We start from the raw sequence: 24,116 nt of genomic DNA, 5'->3' as shown, positions 1-24,116 counted from the left end.
GCCGAAGCCCGGCCACACCAAAGTGGTCGAGCATGGGCTTGCACAGGTCGTAGCGGCGCATGTCGGCTGGGAAACCCAACTGCTCGTTGGCTTCAACCGTGTCGGCGCCCTGATCTTGCAACTGATAGGCACGAATCTTGTTGAGCAGGCCAATGCCCCTTCCCTCTTGGCGCAAATACAGCAACATTCCGCGCCCTTCTTCGGCAATGGCACGCAGGGCTGTTTCCAACTGGGCGCCGCAGTCGCAGCGTTGGCTGAAGAGGCCGTCGCCCGTCAAGCATTCAGAGTGAATGCGCGCCAGTACGGGCCGGCCATCGCCGACATCGCCCAAAGTAAGGACGAGGTGTTCTTTGCCCGTCTCGGGCTTGACGAATCCATGTAGCTGAAACACTGCCCAGGGGGTTGGCAGATTGCATGAGGCGACGTAATCCAATTTTTTTTCCGTACTTGGCCCCGCACCAGGGGCATGCGGACAAATGGTGCGACAGGGCGCCGGGCGTCCGCACCTAGAAGATTAACACTTTCAGGGCCGCAGCATGGGGGCTTGGCCACAACCCAACGAAGGCGCATCAGCCCGGAGGGCTTCCGGTGGCCGGACTGAAACCGCCCTAAATCAGCTTGCTGTCGGCATATCCCTCGCTGGGTTCAACGTTCCAGGCGCTGGCAGCCAGATACGCCCGAATACGCCCCACGGCCTGCGTACGCAGCTGCGAAACGCGGCCTTCGGTCACGCCCATCGCCAGGCTGATCTCCTTTTGATTAAGATCTTGCTCAAACTGCAGTGACAACAACAATTGCTCGCGCTCGGGCAATGCCTTGATCGCCTCGACCAAAGCCGAGCGCAGACCCTTCGACACAAGCCGGTCCAGCGGATTGTCCCAGGCCGAGAGCTCGGGGTCGGCGGTAAGGTCTGCACCGGCGTCATTCTGGTTGCGCGCCAGATCTTCGTAATGAAGAATCTGAACCCCCCTCGCTTCTTCCAGCATCTCTTGATACGATTCGAGCGGCATCTCCAGCTCGTCGGCGATCTCGGCTTCCGAAGGTGCCCTTAACAGGCGATGGGTCAGTTCGTGTATGGCGGTTTCTATACGCCTCGATTTGCTGCGCACGCTGCGGGGCAGCCAATCCTGACTACGAAGCTCGTCGAGCATGGCGCCACGTATGCGGGTGGTCGCGTAGGTTTCAAATTGCGCGTCCGCCATTTCGCGGTAGCGGCGGGCGGCATCCAGCAAGCCCATCAGCCCGGCTTGCATCAGGTCGTCCAGCTCGACATTGGCGGGCAACCGCGCCACCAGCTGAAGCGCCACACGGCGCACCAACGGCGTGTATTGCCTGACAAGAAGGTCTTCGGAACTAAGCATGCAAAAAAAAGGCTACTGACGACATCTTATATTTTCGCCTGGCCGGGCCTACCAAACCGCCGGATCAAGTAGGACTTTAGCGCCCTGTTCGGGCTATTGGCGCCCACACCGGCTCAAAGCCGACGCGCCGCGGGGCTAAAGTATTACCGCGAAACGTCGTAACCACCTCTGTCAAGTGTATTTACACCTTAAGCCCACACTGCTCAGGAGCTACCCTGATGGTCAATCCGCTAACTTCGAACTCATCGGCTTCTCTTCCCATGAACCCGGTTTCGCTGGACATCGAGCGTCCTGTACTGCCCGAACCGGCACGCGAGGTCACGCCGTCGAGCGAGGTCATCGGCGCCGGCAACTCCGCCCAGCGTCAGGCTGATGGCAGAAGCCACGACGGCAACCCGCTCGAGCATGCGCTTAAAGACGTTAACAACGCCCTGAAAGCGTGGTCCACCGGCATGCGATTCGACATCGACCCCGAAGCTCAACGGGTAGTGGTCTCTATCGTCGACAGCACGACAGGCGAGGTCTTGCGCACGGTGCCCAGCGACGCGGTCATCAAAATTGCCAAAATGATCGTGCAACTTCAGGGCCAGGGCGTTCGTACCAGCGCTTGAGCCGGCGGGGCGCTTCCCGTAAAGGCTCAAAATAGGCATACATATCGCGGTAGTCGCAAGGTTTGAATCTGGCGTCGCTGCGCGACAATAGTCTCAACACGAAAGGTTTCATCATGGCTATATCTTCCATCGGAGTGGGTTCAGGGCTGCCCCTGGACCAATTGCTGTCCGACCTGCGCAACAGCGAGAACCAGGCCCTGGTCCTGGTTCAGTCCAAACAGGTTGCCGCCCAGAACCGGCTGTCGGCCTATGGCAAGGTGCAAAGCTCGATCGAGGCACTGAAAACCGCGGCCGAGACACTCGGAAAAGCCGAAACCTACGGCGCACTCAAGACCACGGTTTCCTCCGAAGCCTTTACTGCGTCGGCGGACTCCAAGGCGATTGCCGGCCAATACAATATCAAGGTAGAGGTTCTGGCCAGCACGCAGACGCTGGTCACCGACGGCGTCGCTGATCGCGGCCAGGCCAACGGCACGGGCGGCGTCATAACATTGACTTTGCAAGACGGCACCGAGCACACACTCGACCTGACCGGCAAAGACACGTCGATCAACGGCCTTATCGCCGCCATCAACCAAGCCGACCCCAGCCTGGGTGTCAGTGCCACGGTCATCAATGACGGCAGCGCAAACCCGCATCGCCTCATGCTGACCAGCACGACCACCGGCACCGAGGCTTCGGTGGCAAGCATCACCGTAGCCGACAACGCCGACCTGCAAGCCTTGCTGGGCTTTGACAGCACAGACGCCGACTCTGTCAGCGACATGCAGATGCAGGCTGCCACCAATGCCTCGCTGAAGATCAACGGTATCACCATTACCAGCCAGACAAACCAGGTCGAGGGCGCCATCGAGGGCGTCACCCTGAATCTGCTCAAAGAAGGCGGCGATGCGGGCACCCTGAAGGTGGCCCGCGATGACTCGGCCACCACTGCGGCAGTAAAGGCGTTTGTCACAGCCTACAACAACCTGCAGAACACGATTAAATCACTGACCACGTACGACGTGGAAGCGCAAAAGGGCAGCGCCCTGACCGGCGACTCGCTGGCGCGGCGCGCCCAGACCCAGGCGCGCGACGCGCTGAACGGCTTTACGTCTGAAGGCACGCTACGCACGCTTGGCCAATTGGGCATCACCACCAATTACAGCACCGGCCTGCTTGAAACCGACGACAAGAAACTGGCTGGAGGCCTTAAAGAGCACTTGCCCGACGTACAGCGGTTGCTGTCGGGCGAAAATGGTCTTTCAAAGCGTGTCGTCGCCATGACGAATAATTTCCTGGGCAGCAAAGGCTATATCCAGGGCGCCAAGGACGGCACCGATCAGAACATCAAAGACTTGCAGCGGCAGTACACTGAAACCTCTGAACGCATCGACGCCAAAATGGAAAACTACCGTCGCCAGTTTTCGTCGTTGGACACCATGATGGCGCAAATGAGCTCGGTTAGCAGCTACCTGACCCAACAGCTTTCAATGTTAAGCAACCTTAACGAGAAGCGATAATGACCTACTCCATGCCGCGCGGCGCGCGCGGCCGGCACTCTGTTCAGGCGTATGCCAGCATCGGGCTTGAAACCCAGGTGCTCAGCGCCACGCCCGAGCAATTGATCACTCTGTTGTTCGACGGTGCCCAGGCGGCTATCGCCAAGGCACTGCTGTACATGCAAAGTGAAAACATCGCAGGCCGCGGCGCCGCCATTTCCAAGGCGATCGACATTGTCGATTCGGGCCTGAAAGCCAGCATCGACATGGAGGCAGGCGGCGAACTGGCCACCAACCTGGCTGCCACCTACGACCTGATCATCAGCAACCTGCTTCAAGCCAATCTGAATGCAGACGCTGAAAAGCTGCAACTCGCGCAAAAGCTGTTAACCGACATCGGCGACGCTTGGCGCACCGCAACCGGCACCCAGAAAGAAACAACGCCGGCCTAAACCCGTTTACACCTCAGGCCGGCTGAACAGTCCGGGCTTACTCAAAGCGAATACAACATGTCAGACACGCTCTCTATCGTGCTCCGCTACGAACGCATCGCCGATATTTCGGGCCAGATGCTCCGCTTGGCCCAGTCCAACGATTGGGATGCTGTCATTGCGCTAAGCCAACAGTATTGCGATGCGGTCGAACAACTGCGTCCGTTAACCGAACTGAGCCACAAAGACAAAAACGCGCGCAAATCCCTGCTGACCAAAATTTTGGACGACGATGCGCGCATCCGCAATCTTGCCGCACCAGAAATGGCCAGGCTTGGCTCCATGCTTGGCGCCATGAAGCGCCACCAAAGCGTGCTGGAAGCGTACTGCAACACCACGCCCAATAGCCATTAACGCCGGCCGCATCCGGAACAGCCGATGAGCGTGGGCGGGTCTTCAAATCTAGGAACATTGCTGATCCGCAGGCTCGACACCGCCTTTGGCGTGCAAGCCTCCCAGCAAAGCCAGATCGTCAACGCGGCCCGTTCCGACGCCATCGCGCAGTTGGCCGATGCTTCACGCGTCAATCCGCTCCAGAATGAAACCGGGCGTCCACTGCCCGAAAGCATCGAAAAAGCTCAGGCGCAGGTTCAACGCCAGGCACGTCAACCACTCGAAAACACCCGGCTGGCAACCCAGCCGCTTCCTATCCGGGCCGAACGCCCCGCTCCAGAGACTTCTGCCACGGCGTCTGCGCCGACCACTTTGGGCCGTACCGCCAAGACCATACTCGCCCTGCTTTCCCTATTTCCAGAAAAGGCGCCCTCCGTCGCCGGACGTGCGCCTTTGATGCAACACGGCTCCCCCAAAGCCGGTGGCACGGCGGGACAAGCCGGCCCAGCAGCAGGACAATCGGGAACGGTGGCCCAGGGGTCGCCGCCCTCGTCGCAGACGGGCGCGCAGCCGTCGACAGGAAGCAGCACGGCTGCAGCCGCCGCGACAAGCGCACCGCTTTCAGCGGCTCCTGCCGCGCCCGACGGACAGGCCGCCCTATTTGCGCGCGCCCTGAGTCTGGCGGTGCAACAAAGCGGGCTTTTTTACGAATCTCATTTGCGCGAACTCGCCTTTGGCGGGCGCACGGTTGCACAGCTCAGGCTTGAGCCGCAAGGTCAATTGAACCAACCGGGATCCTCTGCCCCGGCACAAGGCGGAACCGCCGCACAAGCTGCCGCATCCCAGGGTGCCGCCACGCCCTCCGAAAGCACTGCCGGAACCGAATCGCGGAACGCAAACGCCGGAGGGACCGGGGCTACGTCAAGCGGCCAAGCGGCCGCAGCCGCCTCAACATCCAGTCCGGCCTTGACGGGCATGCACCCCGATACGCAGCTGGTGGTGCGCCAGCAACTCGAGGTGCTGGCCACCCAGGTGTTTGGATGGCGCGGCGAAGCCTGGCCGGACGCGCCGATGGACTGGGAGGTGAGCCGTCGCGACGACCAGGGTCTGGCGGATGAGGCCGGCAGCCACTGGGCGACGCGCCTACGTCTTTCCCTTCCCCAACTGGGAGAAGTCGAGGCTCGCCTTTCGCTGCACGGCAGCCAGATCGTCATGCAGTTGATTGCGCCCCAAAGCGCCCAGACCCTTGCCCAGAATGGCCCGGCGTTGCGGGCCAGTTTTCAGGAAGCAGGCCTGACACTTAGCGGACTTTCCATACACCAGGAAGAAGGGAAGGCATGAGCGGCGACGATACGCCACGCAGCGATCGGCGCCCCAGCGCGGTAGCGATTGCCTATGATACGTCTGACGCAGCGCCGCGTGTCGTGGCCAAGGGGTATGGAACCGTCGCCGAAAACATTATGCGCACCGCCCAGGACCACGGGCTGTATGTACATGAGTCGCCCGAACTGGTGGGGTTGCTGATGCAGGTGGATCTGGACAAGCACATTCCGCCAGAGCTGTATCTGGCGGTGGCCCAGTTGCTGGCCTGGCTGTACAAACTAGAGGCCCGGCCTGAAGAAAACCAGGCCGATTGATACCGCGCTTGCCTTATACGGGCATGCTGGCGATTTCCTGATAGGCGGCCACGAGGCGGTTACGCACCTGAAGCGTCGCCTGAAATGCGATACCGGCCTTTTGCATGTCGATCATGACATTGTTCAGGGAAATGTCGGGGTCGCCCAACGCAAAAGCCTTGGCCTGCTCGGTAGAGTGGCTCTGCATGGCCGACACACGCTGCAACGAGCGCTGCAACTCGGCGGCAAAACCACCCGGCGCCGCTGCCGGGCCTTCGGGGCGCATATCGGCCCCCGAAGCCGCGCGAGCGACCTCACGCATTTGGGCCAGAATGGATTCGATATTGCTCAGGTTTGAGATAGCCATGGGCACACTGTAGCCCAGCCTCGCAAGCTTCAAGCCGGTCATTAATCGCCAAAACACCCGCTTATTTCGCTCATAGGCCGGGTGCTCCTGTATCTACCATCTGTAACGTTCCGACGAGCGCACAAGAACTCGCCAGAAAAGAACGTAAAGCCGAACTGCACTCGAAAAGCCGTGCTTTTCGGCGCTTGGTCTTGCTCAAAGACACGTAATAATGCCTACTCCCCTTTACGTATTCCGTCGCATGCATATCGTATACACGCAGTCTCCGGCAACGGTGCGATTCCGCGCAACTACCGCCCGAGGCCCGCGATGAGCCAGGCGCAGGCTCTGCTGGCTCGCTTCCCCGCGCTGAACAAGCTGCAAACCGTACCGCGCCCGATCCTGATCGGCGCGGCGGCTGCATTGGTCGCCGTGGTAACGGTTCTGCTGCTTTGGAGCCGAGGCCCCGAGTATCGAGTTCTGTTTTCGAACATCGAAGACCGGGACGGTGGCGCCATTGTGGCAGCGCTGACTCAAATGAATGTGCCCTACCGCCTTTCGGACAACGGCACGGCCATTATGGTTCCGTCAGAGCGTGTGCACGAAACGCGTCTTCAGCTTGCCACTCAGGGACTGCCCAAAAGTGGCGGCGTGGGCTTTGAACTGCTCGACAACACACGTTTCGGCGCCAGCCAATTCACCGAACAGGTTACGTACCAGCGTGCCCTGGAAGGCGAGCTGGGCAATTCAATCGCCTCGCTGCATGCCGTTCAGCAGGCTCGCGTGCATCTGGCCATACCCCGTGAATCGCTATTTGTGCGCGATCGACAGGAACCGACTGCCTCGGTATTGTTAACGTTGTTCCCGGGCCGTTCTTTAAGCGACGCCCAAGTGTCCGCGATTGGCTGGCTGGTCTCCTCCAGTGTGCCACGCCTGTCGGCAGAGAACGTGTCGGTGGTGGACCAGAACGGTCGGCTGCTAAGTTCACCTACCGGCGAAGCCGGAGCCGAAAGCTCACAGCGAAACTTCATCAACGATATCGAACAGCGCACGGTACAGCGCATACTGACCCTGGTGACGCCGTTGGTGGGCGCGGGCAATGTACGCGCCCAGGCCAGCGCCGACGTCGACTTCTCACAGCGTGAACAAACCTCCGAGGTCTACCGTCCCAACCAGGAGCCCGGCCAGGAGGCTGTACGCAGCAAGCAAACCAGCGGCTCACAACAGTACAACGCGGTACCGCCCGAAGGCGTGCCGGGCGCCCTGACCAACCAGCCCCCGCCCAACCCCACAGCTCCTATCGATGCCCCCCCAGCCGCTGCAGCGCAGCCCGGCCAGGCAACTGTGGCCGGGCAAGCGGGCCAGGCGGGCGTGCAATTGGGTACCCCCGAAACAGCCGGCAACGCGAGTGTTCCGGCCAACAGCCGCCATGACGCCACGATCAACTATGAGGTTGATCGCACCATCAGCCACGTCAAAGAGTCCATGGGCAAACTGCGCCGTCTGTCCGTGGCAGTGGTGGTCAACTACATGCCCGACAAAGAAGGCGAAGCACAGCCGTTGCCGCCTGAAGAGATCGAGAACCTTAACCGTCTGGTCAGAGATGCCATGGGCTATTCGCAAGAACGCGGCGATACGCTCAGCATCGTAAACAGCCGGTTCAGCGGTGACACGACGGCCCCCGCGGCGATCTGGGAGAACCCGGAATATCACGCGCTAGCCATGGAACTGCTGCGCTATCTGCTTGTGTTGATCGGCCTGTGGCTGGTCTGGCGAAAACTCGTCAAGCCTTATCTCGCCCATGTCGAAAGCAGCAAAGAGTCTGAGCGCCAGCTTGCCGAAGCAGACGCGGCCAGCCAAGCTGCGGCCGCCAGCGCTGCAGCCGCAGCAGCCCGAAGAGCCTCGGAAATCAGCCGTTACGAAGAGAACCTGAACGTCGCACGCGACCTGGCCGCAAAAGATCCGCGCGCGGTCGCCATGGTGTTGCGCTCCTGGATGGAACAACATGCCAAGCCATAGTAATAACTCCGAACAGAACCTCGAACGCTGCGCCATACTGATGATGTCGCTGGGCGAAGACGCCGCGGCAGAGGTCTTCAAGTTTCTGTCGGCCCGCGAGGTTCAGCTGGTGGGCACCGCCATGGCGTCGCTCACGCAGGTGACCCGCAACGACGTGGACAAGGTGCTTGAAGAGTTCCGTCAAGAGGCCGATCAATTCATGGCCGTTACGGTAGGCTCGGACGAATACATCCGCAGCGTGTTGAACAAGGCCTTGGGCAATGATCGGGCCGCGGGCCTGATCGAAGACATACTCGAAGCCAGCGACGGCAGCAACGGCATCGACGCGCTGAACTGGATCGACGCAAACAGCGTCGCCGAACTCATCAGTGACGAGCACCCGCAGATTATCGCCACCATTCTGGTGCACCTCGAGCGCGATCGCGCCTCGGCGGTGCTGGCGCTGCTCAATGAGCGTCTACGTAACGACGTCGTGCTGCGTATTGCCACTTTCGGCGGTGTACAGCCCTCGGCGCTGCATGAACTGACCGATGTGCTTAACGATATGCTGTCGGGTCAAGGCGCCAAACGCAGCAAGATGGGCGGCGTACGTACGGCTGCCGAACTGATCAATTACCTGAGCTCGTCGGACGAAGACGCGGTGGTCAGCAACCTTCGCGAACTTGACCCCGACCTCGCTCAGCGCATTGTCGACGAGATGTTCGTCTTCGAGAACCTCATCGAGATCGAACCTGCCGCCATCCAGCTCATACTGAAAGAGATCGACACCGCCACGTTGACCATCGCGCTAAAAGGCTCTCCCGAAGAGGTTCGCGAGACGTTCATGAAGAACATGTCGAATCGGGCGGCCGAGATGCTGCGCGACGACCTCGAGGCCCAAGGCCCCATCCGCATGTCGCGTGTCGAAGAAGCACAAAAAGAAATTCTGCAGGTGGCAAGACGTCTGGCCGAGGCAGGCCAGTTCACGCTGAACCGCCGCGGAGACGACGAGTATGTCTGAAGCCGCTCGCCAGGCCTTGCGTGCCTACGAGGCCGAGTCCTGGCGCCGCTGGGAAATGGACTCGGTCGAGCCGGTTGCGCTTGAAGACCAAGTGCCGCTTCCTGACGAGCACGCCACCCTGACCCAGCAACTCGAAGAAGAAATCGCACGGTTAAAACGCGAGGCCCGCGAAGAAGGCCGTGCGCAAGGCCATGCAGAAGGCATGCTGGAAGGGCTCAGGCAAGGCAAAGAACAGGGCCGTGTCGTGGGCCTGGAAGAAGGCCGCGCCGAAGGTTTCGAAGCCGGCATGAAAGACGCGCTTGAACAAGGCACCCACAGAATCGACGCCCAGGTTCAACATCTGGTCACGCTTCTGGAAAGCGGCTCGCAAGCGCTGCATGACATCGAGGCGGAAACCGGACAAGCCCTGATTCGCCTGGCCATCAGCATCTCGCAACAGGTGATCCGCTCGACTCTGGTCGCCGAGCCCGAGAAAATACTGGACACGGTGCGCGACATACTGCAATTGGATGCCGGCCAGGACGGGCTGTTGCGTCTGCGTGTTCATCCCGACGACCTGGACTTGATACAAGACCACCTGGTTGATGACCCCGGCGCACGCCGTTGGCGGCTGCAGGCCGACCCGAGCATTGAACGAGGCGGTTGCCACGCCGAAACCTCGCTCGGCAATATTGACGCCACACTGCAAACGCGCTGGCAACGGGTGGTCGGCTCGCTCGGCCACAACATGCCCTGGACCAGCTCGCCATGAATGCGACCTCGCGCCTGGAGAACACCACCGACCGTTGGCGCATGCAACTGGCTATTGGCGCCAGACGGGTCGCACACGTGGAGTCTTGGCACGCAACCGGCCGGGTGACACGGGCAACCGGCCTGGTGCTGGAAGCCACCGGACTGCGGCTGGCCGTAGGCGCCGCGTGCAAGATCGAGATCACGCCACGCCAGAACCATTGGGCTGATGCCGAAGTAGTCGGTTTCAACGGCCACACGCTGTACCTGATGCCGCAAAGCGACATCTCGGGCCTGCCTCCGGGCGCGCGCGTCGTGCCCGTCGAGGCCGGACTGCGCACGCCCATACCACTGCCCACTCACGACACGATTGAAAACCCCGTCACCGGACAGACGCGTCATTTGCCCGTGGGCGACGCCCTGCTGGGCCGCGTACTGGACGGCGCCGGCCGACCGCTGGACAACTTGGGTCCGCTCAGGCAAGTGCAGCCCGCCGCACTTTCGGCCCAGCCCATCAACCCGCTGGAACGCGCCCCTATCGACACCGCCCTGGACGTGGGTGTGCGCGCCATCAACGGCCTGCTCACGGTAGGCCGGGGACAGCGCATGGGCCTGTTCGCCGGCTCGGGGGTGGGCAAAAGCGTACTGCTGGGCATGATGGCCCGTTATACACAGGCCGACGTGGTTGTCGTGGGCCTGATCGGCGAACGGGGCCGGGAGGTGAAGGAGTTCATCGAGCATAACCTGGGCGAAGAAGGCCTGCGGCGCTCGGTGGTCGTCGCCGCGCCTGCAGACGTATCGCCCCTGCTGCGCATGCAGGGCGCTGTCTATGCGACGCGGCTAGCCGAACACTTTCGCGACCAGGGCAAGCACGTATTGCTGATCATGGACTCGCTGACCCGTTATGCCATGGCGCAACGCGAAATTGCCCTGGCTATCGGCGAACCCCCTGCCACCAAGGGATATCCGCCCTCGGTCTTTGCCAAGCTTCCGGCCCTGGTCGAACGCGCGGGCAACGGCGCGCCGATGGACGATCGCCCCGCGGGATCAATTACCGCCTTTTACACCGTGCTGACTGAAGGCGACGATCAGCAGGACCCCATTGCAGATTCAGCGCGCGCCATTCTGGACGGACACATCGTGCTGTCGCGCAGCCTTGCCGAGTCGGGCCACTACCCCGCCATCGACATCGAGGCGTCGATCTCGCGCGTGATGTCGGCGGTAGTACCCCAGACCCAGTTCACCATGGTTAGCCAGTTCAAGCAGATGCTTTCGCGCTATCAGCGCAACCGCGACCTGATCGCGGTAGGTGCATACACACGCGGCAACGACCCCCGAACCGACGAGGCGATAGAGAAATACCCCTGGCTGGAGGCATTCTTGCAGCAAGGCATTGAGCAGCGCATTGACTACGAACGCGCCACGCGTGAGCTGGCGGCGGTGTTAGGACAAGAACTGGCGGAGGCGTCGTATGGTTAAAAAAACCCAGACCCTGAACATGCTGATCGACCTGGCGCGCACCGACATGGACGACGCCGCCCGGCGTCTGGCGCAATTGGTTGAGGCCCGACGCGGCGCCGAGCAACAGCTCGAGGCGCTTCATTCTTACCGCAAGGATTATGCCGAGCGGCTGCTGCAAGAGACGAAAACCGGCCTGACCGCTTCGAACTATCACAATTTTAGGCAGTTTATCGCCACTTTGGATGACGCTATCTCGCAGCAAAATACGATACTGGAGCAAATGGACGCTAAATTGCGCACAGGGCAGGAATCGTGGAAGGCTGAAAAACGACGCTTGTCCTCGTTCGAAACCCTGCAAACACGTCAGTTGCGTCAGGAAGCAGTACACGAGTCGCGCCGCGAACAACGCATGAACGACGAAATATCCGCCCGCGGATTCCGCGGGCTGGGTCTGTAGACATTACCTTGGTCACTGCCATGAATTCATCGACAATCGCCGCTGTGGTCCCCAGCTTCAAACCGCAAGCCGGACGCTCGTCGGCCGCCGACACGGGCGAGGCCGACGCCAGCCGCAGCTTTGCCGATGTACTGGCCGGACAAGGCCCGGAATCCACCGAAGAGCAAACACAAGCCGGTCTGATGCCGACGTCGAGTAGCGCAGCCCGGGACGCTGCAGCGACAGACGCCGACGCCTCCATAAACAAGGCTGTAGAAGCTGACCCTACCGTCCAGGAAGAAGACCAGACCGTTTACTCGCTGCCAGGTATCGCGCTGGAAATCGCTCTGCATGCACGTGACCAGGCCGCTGCTCGCGCCAATCCGGCTTCAATACAGTCGGATCCGACTGCGGTTGCAAAAGGCAGCGTCAACTCAGTAGCCGACGCGCACAGCCGTAACCGTGGCGCTGATGCCGTGGGTGTAGCCCTGCGACAGACCCTGGCGTCAGACCAAGCCACCGCTTCGAGCGACACCCTGGACACAACAACCCTTGCCGATAGCCGGGCTCAAGCATCGGCATCTGCCGGTTTGCCGGCCCAACCCACGGTTGGGGCTGTCGAATTGCTCAACAGCCCAACGGGCCAGCAGCCGGCATCCGCCGCCACACGCCGAGCAACACCCAGTGCGGTGGCTGCCGCCAGCCTTGCCGCAGGCACGACAATCGGCAAACAGGCCGACGCTCAAACGGGCAACGCCGTTTCGGCTCGCGGCACGAGCACCGCAGAAATCGCTTTCACCTTCGACGCCGGGCCTCAGCCCCGCGACGCGCAGGCAAACCCAAGCGGGGCGCCCGCCGGGATACACACCGAATTGTCCGCGGCGCTTTCCGGCGCCGCAGTCAACCCGTTCTCGCCGCCCGGAACCCCGGCATCCCTTGCCGCCCCGGCGATTGCCACCCCCCTGCAGCAGCCCGGCTGGAACGCCGATTTCAGTCGTCAGGTCGTGACATTGGCGCATAACGCGCAGAGCGGCACACAAACGGCCGAGCTGCGCCTGGACCCGCCCGAGCTCGGCCCACTGCGCATTTCCATCAGCCTGAACGAAGGTATGGCCAGCGCCCTTTTTGTATCCGCCCACGCATCCGTGCGACAAGCGATTGAATCGGCGCTGCCTCAGCTTAGCCAACAGCTGGCGCAAGCGGGAATCTCGTTGGGCGACACGCACGTGGGCGAGCATGGGCAGGCAGGCTTTGCATTCAATGAGCAGGCTGGACAGCAGCAAGGCAACCCGAGCGGCAGCAGAACAGGCGGCGCAGCATCCGCCGACGTCACGCCCGCGCCGCGCGCCACCGTCACCGGCAACAATCTGGTAGACACTTTTGCCTGATCGGTTCGCCGTCGTTGAATTTGAACTTAATCGCCCTGAGCCACTAAGAACCCATGCGCATTCTCAACACCATCCTGCTTGTCCTGATCTTGCTCGTTGCCGCCGGTGGCGCCGGGTACTACTATTTCAATAACAACGGACAGCCCGGCGCCCAGGTTTCCTATGTGCCCGAGCAACCCATAGTGGCCGCCCCCATATTTCTGGCACTTGAACCTTTTACCGTTACCATACAAGGTAACCGGGGCACACAGATTTTGTATTCCGAGATCACATTGCGCCTGAACGACTCCCGCTCGCACACCGGGCTGGTACAGTACATGCCCGAAGTGCGCGACCGTGTCCTGGCCGAACTGGCAAGGCATACGGCGGTTGAGCTACAGTCACCCGAAGGGCGCGAAGAGCTGGCACAAGGCCTTAGAAACGTTTTGTCCCAACCGTTCCAACCGCATATCGATGGCGCGAGCATCTCAAGCGTGTTGTTTACCGCCTTCGTGATTCAGTAAATGGCCTATTCGAATTTCCTGTCGCAGGACGAAGTCGATGCGCTGCTGGCCGGTGTAACCGGCGAAAGCGCCGACGCATCGAGTGACAAAGACAGCAGCGGGGTCAGGCCCTACGACTTAAGCTCGCCCGATCGTGTGGTTCGGCACCGCATGCAAACGCTCGAGCTCATCAATGAGCGATTTGCCCGCCGCATGCGCAGCACCTTGCTCAGCTTCATGCGCCGTAATGCCGACATTACCGTCTCGACCATCAAGGTCCAGAAATATTCCGAGTTCGAGCGCAACCTGCCCGTGCCCAGCAACCTGAACATGGTGGCCATGAAGCCCCTGCGCGGCGCGGCCTTGTTTACCTTTGACCCCAACCTCGTGTTTTTGGTCATTGACAGCCTGTTCGGCGGACATGGCCGCTACACCACGCGTGTTGAGGGCCGTGACTTCACCACCACCGAACAACGCATCATCCAGCGCCTGCTGAACCTCACGCTGGAGTGTTACGGCGACGCCTGGCAGAATGTGTATCCGATCACGTTCGAGTACATCCGCTCCGAGATGCACACGAAGTTCGCCAGCATTACCAGCAGCAACGAAATCGTGGTAACCACCTCGTTCAACATCGAACTGGGCTCGTCTGGCGGCAATCTCAGCATCTGCCTGCCCTATTCCATGATCGAGCCCGTGCGCGACCTGCTGACCCGCCCTTTGCAAGACACCTCGCTTGACGCAGTCGACCAGCGCTGGACGCACCAACTGACACGCCAGGTGCGTAGCGCCGACGTCGAACTTATTGCCGAGTTTGCCTCCGTGCCCTCATCGGTAGGCGAACTCATGAAACTTAAGGTCAACGACGTGTTGCCGCTGGATATTCCCAAGATCATCACCGCCCGTGCCGGAAGCGTGCCGGTACTGGAATGCACTTACGGCACCTCCAACGGCCGTTACGCCCTGCGAGTACACAAGGTCCTGACTCATTCCGAGCCCGAATTCAAGAAAGCCACCTGAAATGACTGATCCAAACAAAGACTCCGACCAAGACAAGACCGCGCCCGAGAGCACCGACGTGGATTGGGACTCGGCGTTCGCCGAGCAGTCCGCCGGCTCCACGCCCCCCTCTCAGGCAGACGGACTTGAAAGCGACGACTGGGCCAGCGCCCTGGCCGAACAGACCGCTTCTGCAAACGTCGCCCCCAGTGCGCCCGACCAGGCTCCAGAACCCGCTTTGACGCCGGCCTCCAACGTATTCCAGCCGCTTACCGGTGCTGACTTCGATGGCGAAAGCGACATTGATCTGATCATGGACATTCCGGTTCAGCTCTCGGTTGAACTGGGCCGCACCCGCCTCACGATCAAGAACATTCTGCAGCTTGGCCAGGGTTCGGTTGTCGAGCTCGACGGCCTGGCCGGTGAGCCCATGGATATTTTCGTCAACGGCTACCTGATCGCCCAGGGCGAAGTCGTGGTGGTGGACGACAAATACGGCATTCGCCTGACCGACATCATCACCCCCTCGGACCGCCTGAGCCGGTTGAACAGCAGGCGGTGATTCATGACCGAGGCCGACGTGCTGCGCATGGTGGTCAGCCTTGCGTTTATTGTGTTTGTACTTTTGGCGGGCGCATGGCTGTTGCGGCGCGCCGGCTGGTTGCGGGCCGGCGCAAGTCAGGCCATTACGGTTCTGGGCGCACATAGCCTGGGCGCCCGTTCTAGCGTCGCCGTTGTTCAAGTAGAGGACGCCCGTCTGGTAGTGGGCGTGACTCCCCAACAAATCACTTTGCTCCATACTTTGCCGCCCGCCGACACCAACCCATCACAGAACTCCGAAAGCCCGGCGCTTGCCCGACCCGGGTTCGCGCAATCGCTGCGCAGCGCCCTGCGCCAACGCGGCGGATCAAGCATTCAACAGCCATGAGGCGTGTTTCCGTTCCCTATCGCCGCACACCTTTTCGCCTGCCGGCGGCATTGCTCTGGCTAGGGCTGCTGCTGCTGTTGTATCCCGAAACGGGCGTCACCCAAGCCCTGCCGGCGCTTACCGCCACACCGGGCCAGGACGGCGGACAAACCTATTCGCTCAGCCTGCAGACTTTGCTGTTGCTGACGATGCTGTCCTTCTTGCCTGCCATGCTGCTGCTGATGACGGGCTTTACCCGCATCATCATCGTACTTGGCTTGCTGCGCAACGCCATGGGGACCGGCGCGTCGCCCCCAAACTCGGTGTTGATAGGCATCGCGCTTTTTCTGACCTTTTTTACCATGTCGCCGGTGTTCGACGATGTGTACACGCAAGCCTACCAGCCCCTTAGCGAAGGCAGCATCACCTTCGAAACTGCGCTGGAACGCGGCGCCGGGCCCATGCGCACCTTCATGCTGAACCAGACTCGCGAAACGGATCTGGCGCTATTTGCCAATATGGCTCAGGCCCCCCAGTTCGACACGCCCAATGACGTACCCCTGCGCGTGCTGGTGCCGGCCTTCGTAACCAGTGAGCTGAAAACGGCCTTTCAGATCGGATTCACCGTATTTATTCCGTTTCTGATCATTGACCTGGTTGTAGCCAGCGTGCTGATGTCGCTGGGCATGATGATGGTGCCGCCAGTGACCATATCGTTGCCATTCAAGCTGATGCTGTTTGTTCTTGCCGACGGCTGGCACCTGCTGCTGGGTTCGCTCGCCCGCAGCTTTTATCAGTAAATCGTAAAGGAATCGCCCGATGACCTCGGATACCGTAATGTCCATGACCTACATGGCAATGAAGGTCGCCCTGGCCATGGCCGGCCCGCTGCTGTTGGTGACACTGCTGGTGGGCCTGGTGATCAGTATCTTCCAGGCGGCCACTCAGATCAACGAAATGACGCTGTCGTTCATTCCCAAGCTGCTTGCGGTCGGCGCAGCGCTGGTGGTGCTGGGGCCTTGGTTGATCAGCATTATGGTCGATTACATGACCATGCTCTTCACGAGTCTGCCGGGCCTCGTCTCGTAGACCGCCGGGCGGTCACTGGCACATGGTTTCTTTCGAACTTGAACAGCTGTACGGGTGGATGAACGCCTTCCTGTGGCCGTTCATACGCATCCTGGCATTGGTGGGTACTGCACCCTTGCTAAGTGAGTCGTCCATACCGCTACGCGTCAAAGTAGGGCTTTCGGCCCTGATGGCCCTGGCTGTTTCACCGACGCTACCACCCCCGCCCGATATGTCTCCCGCCTCGTACGCGGGTCTGTGGATCGCCGCCCAACAGGTACTCATCGGCATCGCGCTGGGCATGACCATGCGCATTGTGTTTGCCGCCGTGCAGACCGCCGGCGAGTTCATTGGGCTGCAAATGGGCCTTTCATTTGCTTCCTTCTTCGATCCAGCAACGGGTGCCAACACGGCCGTGCTCGCCAGACTGATGAACGTGGTGGCGATGCTGCTGTTTCTTGCCCTGAACGGCCATTTGCTGATGATAGGCGGTCTGGTCCGAAGCTTCGACGTGCTGCCGGTTACGGCAGGCTTTCATGTGGAAGGATTGGGCGTGCTGTTTGAATGGAGCTCGCAGGTCATGGTCTCAGGCATGCTGTTGGCGCTGCCGTTGATCATCGTACTGCTTACCATCAGTCTGTCGCTGGGGATTCTGAATCGAACAGCCCAACAGCTATCGGTGTTTGCAGTAGGCTTTCCAATAAGCCTTATTGTGGGCCTGATCCTGCTGGCCATCGTGCTGCCTCAGTCAGCGCCTTTCATCAGCCGTCTCATCGAGTCGGGGCACGAGGCCATGGCACGCCTGACCGGCGCCCTGGCGGGCTTATAAGGACTTCGAACGTTAACTGGCTTGTGGTGGCGGCGCCTGTGTTGCTTCGGGCTGACGTTGCTGCAACCTGACGTCGTGCCTTATCGGTAGCGTTAGATCGCTTAGCGAACCGGATACACCGATGTGGGGCCGCTGAAAGAATCGGCGCTGTAGGGGAAACCAGCAGGCACGGCCCCTGGCAGGCTTCGATCCACTGCGTCAGAAGTGGGGGCTGCCGGAACCGAGGTATAGGCCGGCGCGCCGTAAGCAGCCGGCATGGTCGCACTGCCCGTGTGCTCGGGCTGACCCGGCTCGGCCAGTACGTTGATGCGGTTCACCACCCGCTCGAACCGGCCGTCGCTGCCGAACTGCAGCCATAGCTCACGTCGGAAATAAATGGCGTCGGTCAATACGGTGGCTTTGTGCGCCCAGCGCGCCATGGCCGTTCCGTCATTCTGACGGTACACGTTTTCGGGCTGCGCCTTTAATATGACGCCGGCTTGCTCCAGGGTGGTTTGCCCTGGAACAATCTGGCTCATTCCCGCTGTATCAAAGGTCTGGCCGGTGGTGCTGCAGGCTGCCAGGAGGCCAGCCAGAATCACTGACACGCCACAGCGAGAAACCCTTGCCATGGCGTTGTGCGGCAACCACGAACCGAGCCCGAAGGACATCAGAACTCTTCCCAGTCGTCGTCCGACGATTTACCGGCGGCAGCCGGCGCCGCAGCCAATGCCGGGGCCGCCCTTCGAGCCGACGAACCTTTGTCTTGTGCAGAGGCCTGTCTGCCCGGAGAAGCCAGTGTCGCGGCTCGCGCCGGTGAGGCCACTTTGGCGGCGGCCGGTGCAGCGCCCACACGACGCTCAGGCGTCTTGGCTGTGGAAGGCGAGACATCAATCACCCGATGGCCGCCCGAAAGACGGAAGGTGGAGACTTCACGGCCCACGCTGCCGATATTGTGGCGCAGCTCTTCGGCCACGCGCGAAGCTTCTTCAACAAGGGCGGCGTTCTGTTGCGTAACACCGTCCATCTGCGTGATCGCGAGATTGATTTGCTCGATGCCGCTGGACTGCTCGACCGTGGCTGCCGAGATCTCGCCCATGATATCGGTCACTCGAGCCACCGAAGTCACAATCTCTTCCATGGTGGAACCGGCACGCTCGACCTGGTCTGAGCCTTCGGCCACTTTCTTGACCGAGTCTTCGATCAGGTCTTTGATCTCTTTGGCGGCATGGGCGCTGCGCTGAGCCAGTGCCCGCACTTCGGAGGCCACCACCGCAAATCCCTTGCCCTGCTCACCCGCACGCGCCGCCTCGACCGCAGCATTAAGCGCCAGAATATTGGTTTGGAAAGCAATGCTGTCAATCACGCCGACAATGTCGGAAATTTTTCGTGAGCTGGCCGAAATGCCCTGCATGGTCGAAACCACCTCGCCCACCGCCGCACCGCCGCGCTGAGCCACCTCTGACGCCGTAACGGCCAACTGGTTGGCTTGCCGCGCGTTGTCCGCGTTCTGCTTGACCGTGCTGGAGAGTTCTTCCATGCTGGCAGCGGTCTGTTGTAGCGCCGCCGCCTGCTGTTCAGTTCGGCTGCTCAGATCGGTATGACCCGAAATGATGCGTTGGGCGCCGTCACCGATCAGCTCAAGCCCGGCACGGACATTGCCCACGCTGCGCGACAGGCTGTCTTGCAAGCGTTTGATGCCGTGGGCCAGGGGGCCGAGCTCTTGCGCGCTGGCATCGACGCGGTAAGTCAGGTCGCCCGAAGCAAGCGCTTCAATCTGCTGATTGACCAGCACCAGCGGGCGGTAGGCGCCGCGCCGCACCATGCGGACCGCGACCACAGCCAGAATGATCGACACGATACTGACCAATGCCAGCACCCAGGCAGCCAGGCCCAGACGCTGACCCGCCGCCTCAAGGGCTGCTCCTTGAAGCTCGGCGGCGCTTTGTTGCAGCAGGTACCAGCCGGTGCCTGCCGACAGCAGCACCAACAGACACAAAACGATCATCATTACCGAAACAGTGATTCCGGTTTGCCCTTGCGTGGATTTCATTATCAGGATCCCATGTTGAACAGGCTTGTGCCTTGAATCTTCTTGAATGCCATTGCAGCCGCCTCAAGCGCAGCGCGTCGCAGCTCGAGTTGGGTGGTGACTTGGTAGTAATCGACATCCTCGAGCCTGGAAAGCTGCTTGGAGTAACCGAGGCCACGCGACTCGCCGTTGGCATCGATAGCGTCGATTTCATTCATGCGGGCTCCCACTGAAGCGCGGACCGTAAGAATCTGGTCGTAGTTGATGTCGATCTTCTGCATGGCGGAGGCAAGTGCGTTGGATAATTTGGCTTGGCCAAGAGGGTCGCCACCGACATCGGCGCTTAAAGCCTGGATGATGGCGTCGAGTGTATCGAAGACGTTAAGCTCGGGCTCGACCGACGCTGCCGGGCTGACCAAGAAGCTGTTGCCATCGGCAAGTGACCCCGACACCTCTACTTCGAGCCCTCCGGTTGCATCAGGAAGCCGCAGGATCACCGTAGTGGCTGGCGGAGCAGCAGGCACAAAAGCGGTCGGCCCCATGATCACGGGATCATTGTTTACATCAAGCACCGGATCGCCGTTCGCGTCGAGCACGTGTACGCTGTACTCGAAATCTCCCGGCGTCGGCTCGGTAAACTCGACCCGGAACGAGGCACCCAAGTAGGCGCCCGCGGGATCACTGATGGCAGTACCAACAATCGCGCCGGCGCCAAAGCTAGTGCTATCGACGGAATAGGCCCGGGAAGCGCCTACATTGGCGGGATTAATCGAGAACACATCCCCCGCAGCCGCCCGGCCGGAGATCCCGACTTGCACGCCGCCATCCAGACGCAAGGTGGTGGCATCCGGATCATACGCCTTGGGCCCTTCTATGCGGGTCTGTGCCCCGCCTGCGCCCGTCGTATACACGTTGTATTGCAAGCCCGTGCCCGGCGACGGCACATCTTCAAAGACAATCTTGAAGGGCATTCCGACATTGGTGCCGGCAGGGTCGGTAATGGTGGGTGAACCAATGGCGGCGGTACCCGTGTTTGCGCTGTTCGCTTCGGTAACGTAGGCACGCGAACCAGATGCCGCACTAGCGAACACCGAGCTGCCTATATCGCTGGAGTCGATCTGGCGGGTCGGATCAGCCTGGATCAGGCGACCGCCGGCGTCGCCGTTGTAACTGACTGCGCCGTTTGACCCTTGAATAAAGGCCGGCTGCATCGAGCGGTGCCCCGAGAAAATATACTGACCATTGCCGTCGGTGCTATTGGCCAGACCCAGCAAATTATCTTTGGCCTTGCTAAGCACAGTGGCCAGGGTCTGGCGGTCAAGATCCGAGCGCGTTCCGTTACCGGCTTCGATAAGCGCGGTCTTGATGTCCTGCAGCAAGGTCGTGGCCGAGCGCAACACGTTTTCTTCCTGGCCCAGGTTGAGCTTGAGCACTTCGCGGTTGGCGGCAAAGCGCTCGTTTAGCGATTGCGACTGGCTAAGGTTGACCGCCTGCGCGGCACCCAACGGGTCATCGGCAGGGGTGACCATGCGCTGGCCGCTGGCCGTTTGCTGATACAGATGCAGCAGGTCGGCCTGCTGGGCGTTGATGGAATTTAGCCCAGTCTGAAAAAAATAAGAAGAACTGATACGCATCGTGACGGCCTCGGATTGAGAAACGCGAATGTACTGAAACCCGGGCTGCACGCAGCCAAGCCCAGGTGGGTTGTTTTATACCTAGTTACGCAGCGAAAGCAAAGTGTCGAACAAGGTCGAGCTGACATCAATCAGCCTGGACGCCGCCCGAAACTGCTCTTGGTAGCGCTCAAGCTTGACGTATTCTTCATTCAAGTTGACGCCCGAGACGGCCTGCTGCGCGGCGTAGTTCTGCTGAATCAGCGTAGCCTGGGCCTTGGCGGCCGTACCGTTTTGCTGGGTCATCACCCCAACCTGGTTAACGATCTGCGAGTAAGCTTCGTTAAAGCTCATCGAACCATTGCCCAGGGTCTTGGTGGTTTGCAGCGCGGCCAGCAACAAGGCGTTATCACCGTCGGCCTGACCGGTATTGCTGCCTGCGGCGGCAATTTGCGACGCACTGTCCAGCGCCAGCTTCAGGTTTCCGGCCGCATGGCGGGTCGGCTGAATAAACCATGAGTCGCCGGCCACGGGGCTGCCGCTGTCAATGTTGAACTCAACACCCTCGAACGAGGCCGGCAAGGTATTGCCTTGAAACACCAGCGATCCGCTCGGCACGCTGCTTATCTTGTAGTCAACGCCGTCAAACTCGACACGGTAATCTTGCGCGGTAAGTTGCTTGGAATCGGCCACGGTCGCCGCAACAACGCCGGTCCCTTTATTACCCACTGAGGCCGTCACCTTGGGGTCGCCCACCGTGAAGAACTGAACACCGGGGTTGCCGTTAATGTCGTAACCGCCCTGGTGAATCTCGTTGACAGCCATGGCCAGACCCATGGCCAGGCGACCCAGGTCATTCTGCACCGAATCAAGCGCCTCGCTGCGATACTTCAACAACCCGCCCAGGCTGCCGCCGCCGATGGATTTGTCGGACAGCTCGATCAGGGTGGTTTGGCCCGCGCCCGACGGGGCGCTATAGGCCACCGCAGTGCGGGTCGGGTCGCTGGCTGACGGAACCGCAACCAAGGGAAATACGGTGGCGCCACCCAGCAGTACCTGACCATTACCAATGGTGATATTGAAACTGCCGTCCTGTTCGATAATGCGAACGCCGGCAAGCTGGCTTAGCTCGGATACGACTTGCTCACGCTGGTCAAGCAGGTCGTTGGGCGGTTGACCCGAACTGGAAGCCTTGGCCACCACGATCTGGTGGTTCAGGTCGCGCACCTGCTCGACATAGCTGTTGATCTGCGTAACAACCGTTGAAACCTGGGTATTGATATTTTGGCGCTGAGAATCCAGGAACGCGTTGGCGTCGTTGATCTGACCCACGAGGCTCGAGGCGCGGCCCAGCAGCTCTTGGCGCGCAGCCGGATCGGCCGGGGCCGACGCAACAGCCTGAATGCCGTCGAAGAATTTTTGCAAGGCGGGGCTGACGCCAACGGTTCGGTCACCAAACAGATTGTTGACCTGGGTGATTTCATTACCGTAGGTGACCAGCGATGCACCCGTGGTTTGCGCATTGACCAGTTGGCGATACAAAAAATTATTATACGAACGCTCGATGCTGTCGGTACGCACACCCTGACCAATAAACCCGTAGCCCATGTTTCGGCCACCGGCGGTAGAAACCACGACGCTCTGGCGGTTGTACCCGTCGGTATCGGCATTATTGATATTGTGCCCCGTAGTTTGCAGGCGCGCTGTGGCGGCGGCAAGACCCGAAAGACCAAGATTCGCTAGATTCATTGTGGTTCCGCTGGTAATGGTTGATACCCGGCGCAAAAGTGCACAGGCACGACTTCTGCATGTACTACGGCACAAATGCCTTTTTGTTTAGCTCTTGCCGCCCTGACATGCGACGCCGCTGGGCCTTGCATGGCGGCCTGCCTTACACCCTTCGGCTGTCAAAGTAAGACATGATTGAAATCAATTTCTCAGCATAGGCCGGGTCAGTCGCGTAGCCCGCCTGCTGAATACTGCGCGCCGCCTCTTGCGGGCTCTGGGCCTTGACCACTTCGCTATAGCGTTCGTTCTGACTGATCAGGCGGGCGTAGTCGGCAAACGATTCCGCATACGAGTCGTAGGCCCGAAACGGCTGTACCATTTTGCGAGGCTCGCCGTCTATATATTCGGTGGTCACGATATTTACGACCTTGCCCTTCCAGTTGGGCGACGCCTTGATGCCGAACAGGTTATAGCTTTGGCTGCCGTCTTCGCCACGAATCTCGCGCCGGCCCCAACCTGATTCCAGCGCCGCCTGGCTTAGAATCAGCTCGGACGGCACCCCGCTTTCGGCCGAAGCATGGCGCGCGGCGTTACCCATTTTTATGACAAACTGCTCAATGTGTTGCGGCGCACCGCGAATGGCGGATACAGCCGCACCCGCCACCCGCCCCACCTTGCTGTTGGACAGCATATCGATCAACGCCGAAATGCTCGGCGCATGCTCGGGACGCTCGGGGCCGACGCTTGAGCGCAAGGCAGGGTTGCGCGACGACGACAGCTCGGGCGGCGTGTTGCCCGCAGTGATATTGATCTGCCTGTCGCCTTGCACCCCACCCCGCATCTGATCCAGCAGGGCCTGGGCCAGGCCCACGCCGGGCTCGGCCAGCTGCAAGGCCATCTGCTCATCAGCCAGGCTTTGGGCCAGGCGAGTCTGGTCACTTTGAAACAAGCCCTGCAGGCCGCTGGACGCCTGACGCGCCTGCTTGATCATTTGTTGCAAAAACAAAGCCTCGAACTGGCGGGCCACTTCTTTTTGTTCGTCTGCGCTACCGCCGGAACGCGCAACACCGCCCTGCAGGCGCGACAATGCGCCAGTGTCGAGCGCATTGCGGGAGCTTTCGGTGGGCCGGGGAATGTATCGCACGAAACTCATCATGCCGCCTCGTCAGATAATTTCCAGATCGGCGCGCAAGGCGCCGGCGCTTTT

Annotated in this window: 26 protein-coding genes and 1 pseudogene; 19 read left to right on the top strand and 8 right to left on the bottom strand. The window is 60.7% G+C overall.

The genetic code is table 11. The features are described 5' to 3' along the window. Together VL003_RS12850 and VL003_RS12845 are read right to left on the bottom strand one after the other, a co-directional pair. A partial coding sequence (locus VL003_RS12850; RefSeq protein ID WP_325443088.1) for a GTP cyclohydrolase II occupies positions 1-433 on the bottom strand: 433 nt, incomplete at its 3' end. Positions 434-608: 175 nt separating this feature from the next. Then, positions 609-1,361: an RNA polymerase sigma factor FliA gene (locus tag VL003_RS12845; protein WP_325443086.1), complete on the bottom strand. Its 753-nt coding sequence runs from the start codon at positions 1,359-1,361 to the stop codon at positions 609-611. Positions 1,362-1,579: 218 nt separating this feature from the next. Between VL003_RS12845 and VL003_RS12840 the strand changes: the two genes are divergently transcribed. The 6 genes from VL003_RS12840 (at position 1,580) to VL003_RS12815 (ending at position 5,914) form a co-directional block, all read left to right on the top strand. Beyond that, positions 1,580-1,972 carry a flagellar protein FlaG gene (locus tag VL003_RS12840; protein WP_325443084.1) on the top strand — a complete coding sequence of 131 codons (393 nt, stop codon included), beginning with the start codon at positions 1,580-1,582 and terminating at the stop codon, positions 1,970-1,972. Positions 1,973-2,085: 113 nt separating this feature from the next. Continuing rightward, positions 2,086-3,474 carry a flagellar filament capping protein FliD gene (gene fliD / locus VL003_RS12835; RefSeq protein WP_325443082.1) on the top strand — a complete coding sequence of 463 codons (1,389 nt, stop codon included), beginning with the start codon at positions 2,086-2,088 and terminating at the stop codon, positions 3,472-3,474. Continuing rightward, positions 3,474-3,905, top strand: a complete 432-nt coding sequence (fliS, locus tag VL003_RS12830) for a flagellar export chaperone FliS (protein ID WP_325443080.1) — start codon at positions 3,474-3,476, stop codon at positions 3,903-3,905. Before fliD ends, fliS begins: the two co-directional genes overlap by 1 nt. Positions 3,906-3,962: 57 nt before the next feature. Continuing rightward, positions 3,963-4,298, top strand: a complete 336-nt coding sequence (locus VL003_RS12825; protein WP_325443078.1) for a flagellar protein FliT — start codon at positions 3,963-3,965, stop codon at positions 4,296-4,298. A 24-nt stretch (positions 4,299-4,322) separates the two neighbouring features. Continuing rightward, entirely contained in the window at positions 4,323-5,618 is a 1,296-nt protein-coding gene (gene fliK, locus VL003_RS12820) for a flagellar hook-length control protein FliK (RefSeq protein WP_325443076.1), read from the top strand. Further along, entirely contained in the window at positions 5,615-5,914 is a 300-nt protein-coding gene (locus tag VL003_RS12815; RefSeq protein WP_325443074.1) for an EscU/YscU/HrcU family type III secretion system export apparatus switch protein, read from the top strand. Before fliK ends, VL003_RS12815 begins: the two co-directional genes overlap by 4 nt. Before the next feature lie 13 nt (positions 5,915-5,927). Here VL003_RS12815 and fliE read toward each other — a convergent pair whose 3' ends face one another. After that, complete coding sequence (fliE, locus tag VL003_RS12810) at positions 5,928-6,260, bottom strand: flagellar hook-basal body complex protein FliE (RefSeq protein WP_325443072.1); 333 nt, start codon at positions 6,258-6,260, stop codon at positions 5,928-5,930. A gap of 309 nt (positions 6,261-6,569) precedes the next feature. Here fliE and fliF point away from each other — a divergent pair, with 309 nt between their 5' ends. The 13 genes from fliF to fliR are packed head-to-tail and all read left to right on the top strand — an operon-like array spanning position 6,570 to position 17,557. Next, the gene (gene fliF / locus VL003_RS12805) at positions 6,570-8,258 is read left to right on the top strand and encodes a flagellar basal-body MS-ring/collar protein FliF (RefSeq protein WP_325443070.1); all 1,689 of its coding nucleotides are present in this window, start codon (positions 6,570-6,572) and stop codon (positions 8,256-8,258) included. After that, positions 8,245-9,258, top strand: coding sequence for a flagellar motor switch protein FliG (fliG, locus tag VL003_RS12800; protein ID WP_325443068.1), 1,014 nt, complete (start codon positions 8,245-8,247; stop codon positions 9,256-9,258). Before fliF ends, fliG begins: the two co-directional genes overlap by 14 nt. Next, positions 9,251-10,009, top strand: coding sequence for a flagellar assembly protein FliH (gene fliH, locus VL003_RS12795; protein ID WP_325443066.1), 759 nt, complete (start codon positions 9,251-9,253; stop codon positions 10,007-10,009). The genes fliG and fliH overlap by 8 nt, the downstream gene beginning before the upstream one ends. Beyond that, positions 10,006-11,466 (top strand): flagellar protein export ATPase FliI, encoded by a 1,461-nt coding sequence (gene fliI / locus VL003_RS12790; protein WP_414708306.1) that lies wholly within the window; start codon positions 10,006-10,008, stop codon positions 11,464-11,466. Before fliH ends, fliI begins: the two co-directional genes overlap by 4 nt. Then, positions 11,459-11,905, top strand: a complete 447-nt coding sequence (gene fliJ / locus VL003_RS12785) for a flagellar export protein FliJ (RefSeq protein WP_325443064.1) — start codon at positions 11,459-11,461, stop codon at positions 11,903-11,905. Before fliI ends, fliJ begins: the two co-directional genes overlap by 8 nt. Positions 11,906-11,925: 20 nt before the next feature. Further along, positions 11,926-13,272: a flagellar hook-length control protein FliK gene (locus tag VL003_RS12780; protein WP_325443062.1), complete on the top strand. Its 1,347-nt coding sequence runs from the start codon at positions 11,926-11,928 to the stop codon at positions 13,270-13,272. A 53-nt stretch (positions 13,273-13,325) separates the two neighbouring features. Then, entirely contained in the window at positions 13,326-13,775 is a 450-nt protein-coding gene (locus VL003_RS12775; RefSeq protein ID WP_325443060.1) for a flagellar basal body-associated FliL family protein, read from the top strand. Continuing rightward, positions 13,776-14,774, top strand: coding sequence for a flagellar motor switch protein FliM (gene fliM, locus VL003_RS12770; protein ID WP_325443058.1), 999 nt, complete (start codon positions 13,776-13,778; stop codon positions 14,772-14,774). It abuts the gene before it with no gap. Position 14,775: 1 nt separating this feature from the next. After that, a complete protein-coding gene (gene fliN / locus VL003_RS12765) occupies positions 14,776-15,315 on the top strand; it encodes a flagellar motor switch protein FliN (protein WP_325443056.1) in 540 nt (179 codons plus the stop codon). 3 nt (positions 15,316-15,318) lie between these two features. Further along, positions 15,319-15,681 carry a flagellar biosynthetic protein FliO gene (gene fliO, locus VL003_RS12760; protein ID WP_325443054.1) on the top strand — a complete coding sequence of 121 codons (363 nt, stop codon included), beginning with the start codon at positions 15,319-15,321 and terminating at the stop codon, positions 15,679-15,681. After that, positions 15,678-16,460: a flagellar type III secretion system pore protein FliP gene (fliP, locus tag VL003_RS12755; protein WP_325443052.1), complete on the top strand. Its 783-nt coding sequence runs from the start codon at positions 15,678-15,680 to the stop codon at positions 16,458-16,460. The genes fliO and fliP overlap by 4 nt, the downstream gene beginning before the upstream one ends. A gap of 19 nt (positions 16,461-16,479) precedes the next feature. Beyond that, positions 16,480-16,749, top strand: a complete 270-nt coding sequence (fliQ, locus tag VL003_RS12750) for a flagellar biosynthesis protein FliQ (protein ID WP_325443050.1) — start codon at positions 16,480-16,482, stop codon at positions 16,747-16,749. Positions 16,750-16,771: 22 nt separating this feature from the next. Continuing rightward, entirely contained in the window at positions 16,772-17,557 is a 786-nt protein-coding gene (gene fliR / locus VL003_RS12745) for a flagellar biosynthetic protein FliR (protein WP_325443048.1), read from the top strand. A gap of 101 nt (positions 17,558-17,658) precedes the next feature. Here fliR and VL003_RS12740 read toward each other — a convergent pair whose 3' ends face one another. The 5 genes and pseudogenes from VL003_RS12740 to flgJ form a co-directional block, all read right to left on the bottom strand. Next, complete coding sequence (locus tag VL003_RS12740; RefSeq protein WP_325443046.1) at positions 17,659-18,207, bottom strand: hypothetical protein; 549 nt, start codon at positions 18,205-18,207, stop codon at positions 17,659-17,661. Next, positions 18,207-19,388: pseudogene (locus VL003_RS12735) on the bottom strand (methyl-accepting chemotaxis protein); the annotation flags it as partial. The pseudogene VL003_RS12735 and the gene VL003_RS12740, both read right to left, overlap by 1 nt. A gap of 203 nt (positions 19,389-19,591) precedes the next feature. Continuing rightward, complete coding sequence (gene flgL / locus VL003_RS12730; protein ID WP_325443042.1) at positions 19,592-21,202, bottom strand: flagellar hook-associated protein FlgL; 1,611 nt, start codon at positions 21,200-21,202, stop codon at positions 19,592-19,594. Positions 21,203-21,283: 81 nt separating this feature from the next. Beyond that, entirely contained in the window at positions 21,284-22,930 is a 1,647-nt protein-coding gene (gene flgK / locus VL003_RS12725; RefSeq protein ID WP_325443040.1) for a flagellar hook-associated protein FlgK, read from the bottom strand. Between the two features lie 142 nt (positions 22,931-23,072). After that, on the bottom strand, positions 23,073-24,062 hold the full coding sequence (gene flgJ / locus VL003_RS12720) for a flagellar assembly peptidoglycan hydrolase FlgJ (RefSeq protein WP_414708307.1): 990 nt from the start codon (positions 24,060-24,062) through the stop codon (positions 23,073-23,075). Positions 24,063-24,116: the final 54 nt, after the last annotated feature.

Source organism: Pusillimonas sp., assembly GCF_035515275.1.
Taxonomy (GTDB): domain Bacteria; phylum Pseudomonadota; class Gammaproteobacteria; order Burkholderiales; family Burkholderiaceae_B; genus Pusillimonas.
Note: the sequence above shows the minus strand (reverse complement) of the source record. Positions and strands in the feature narration are given on the sequence as shown.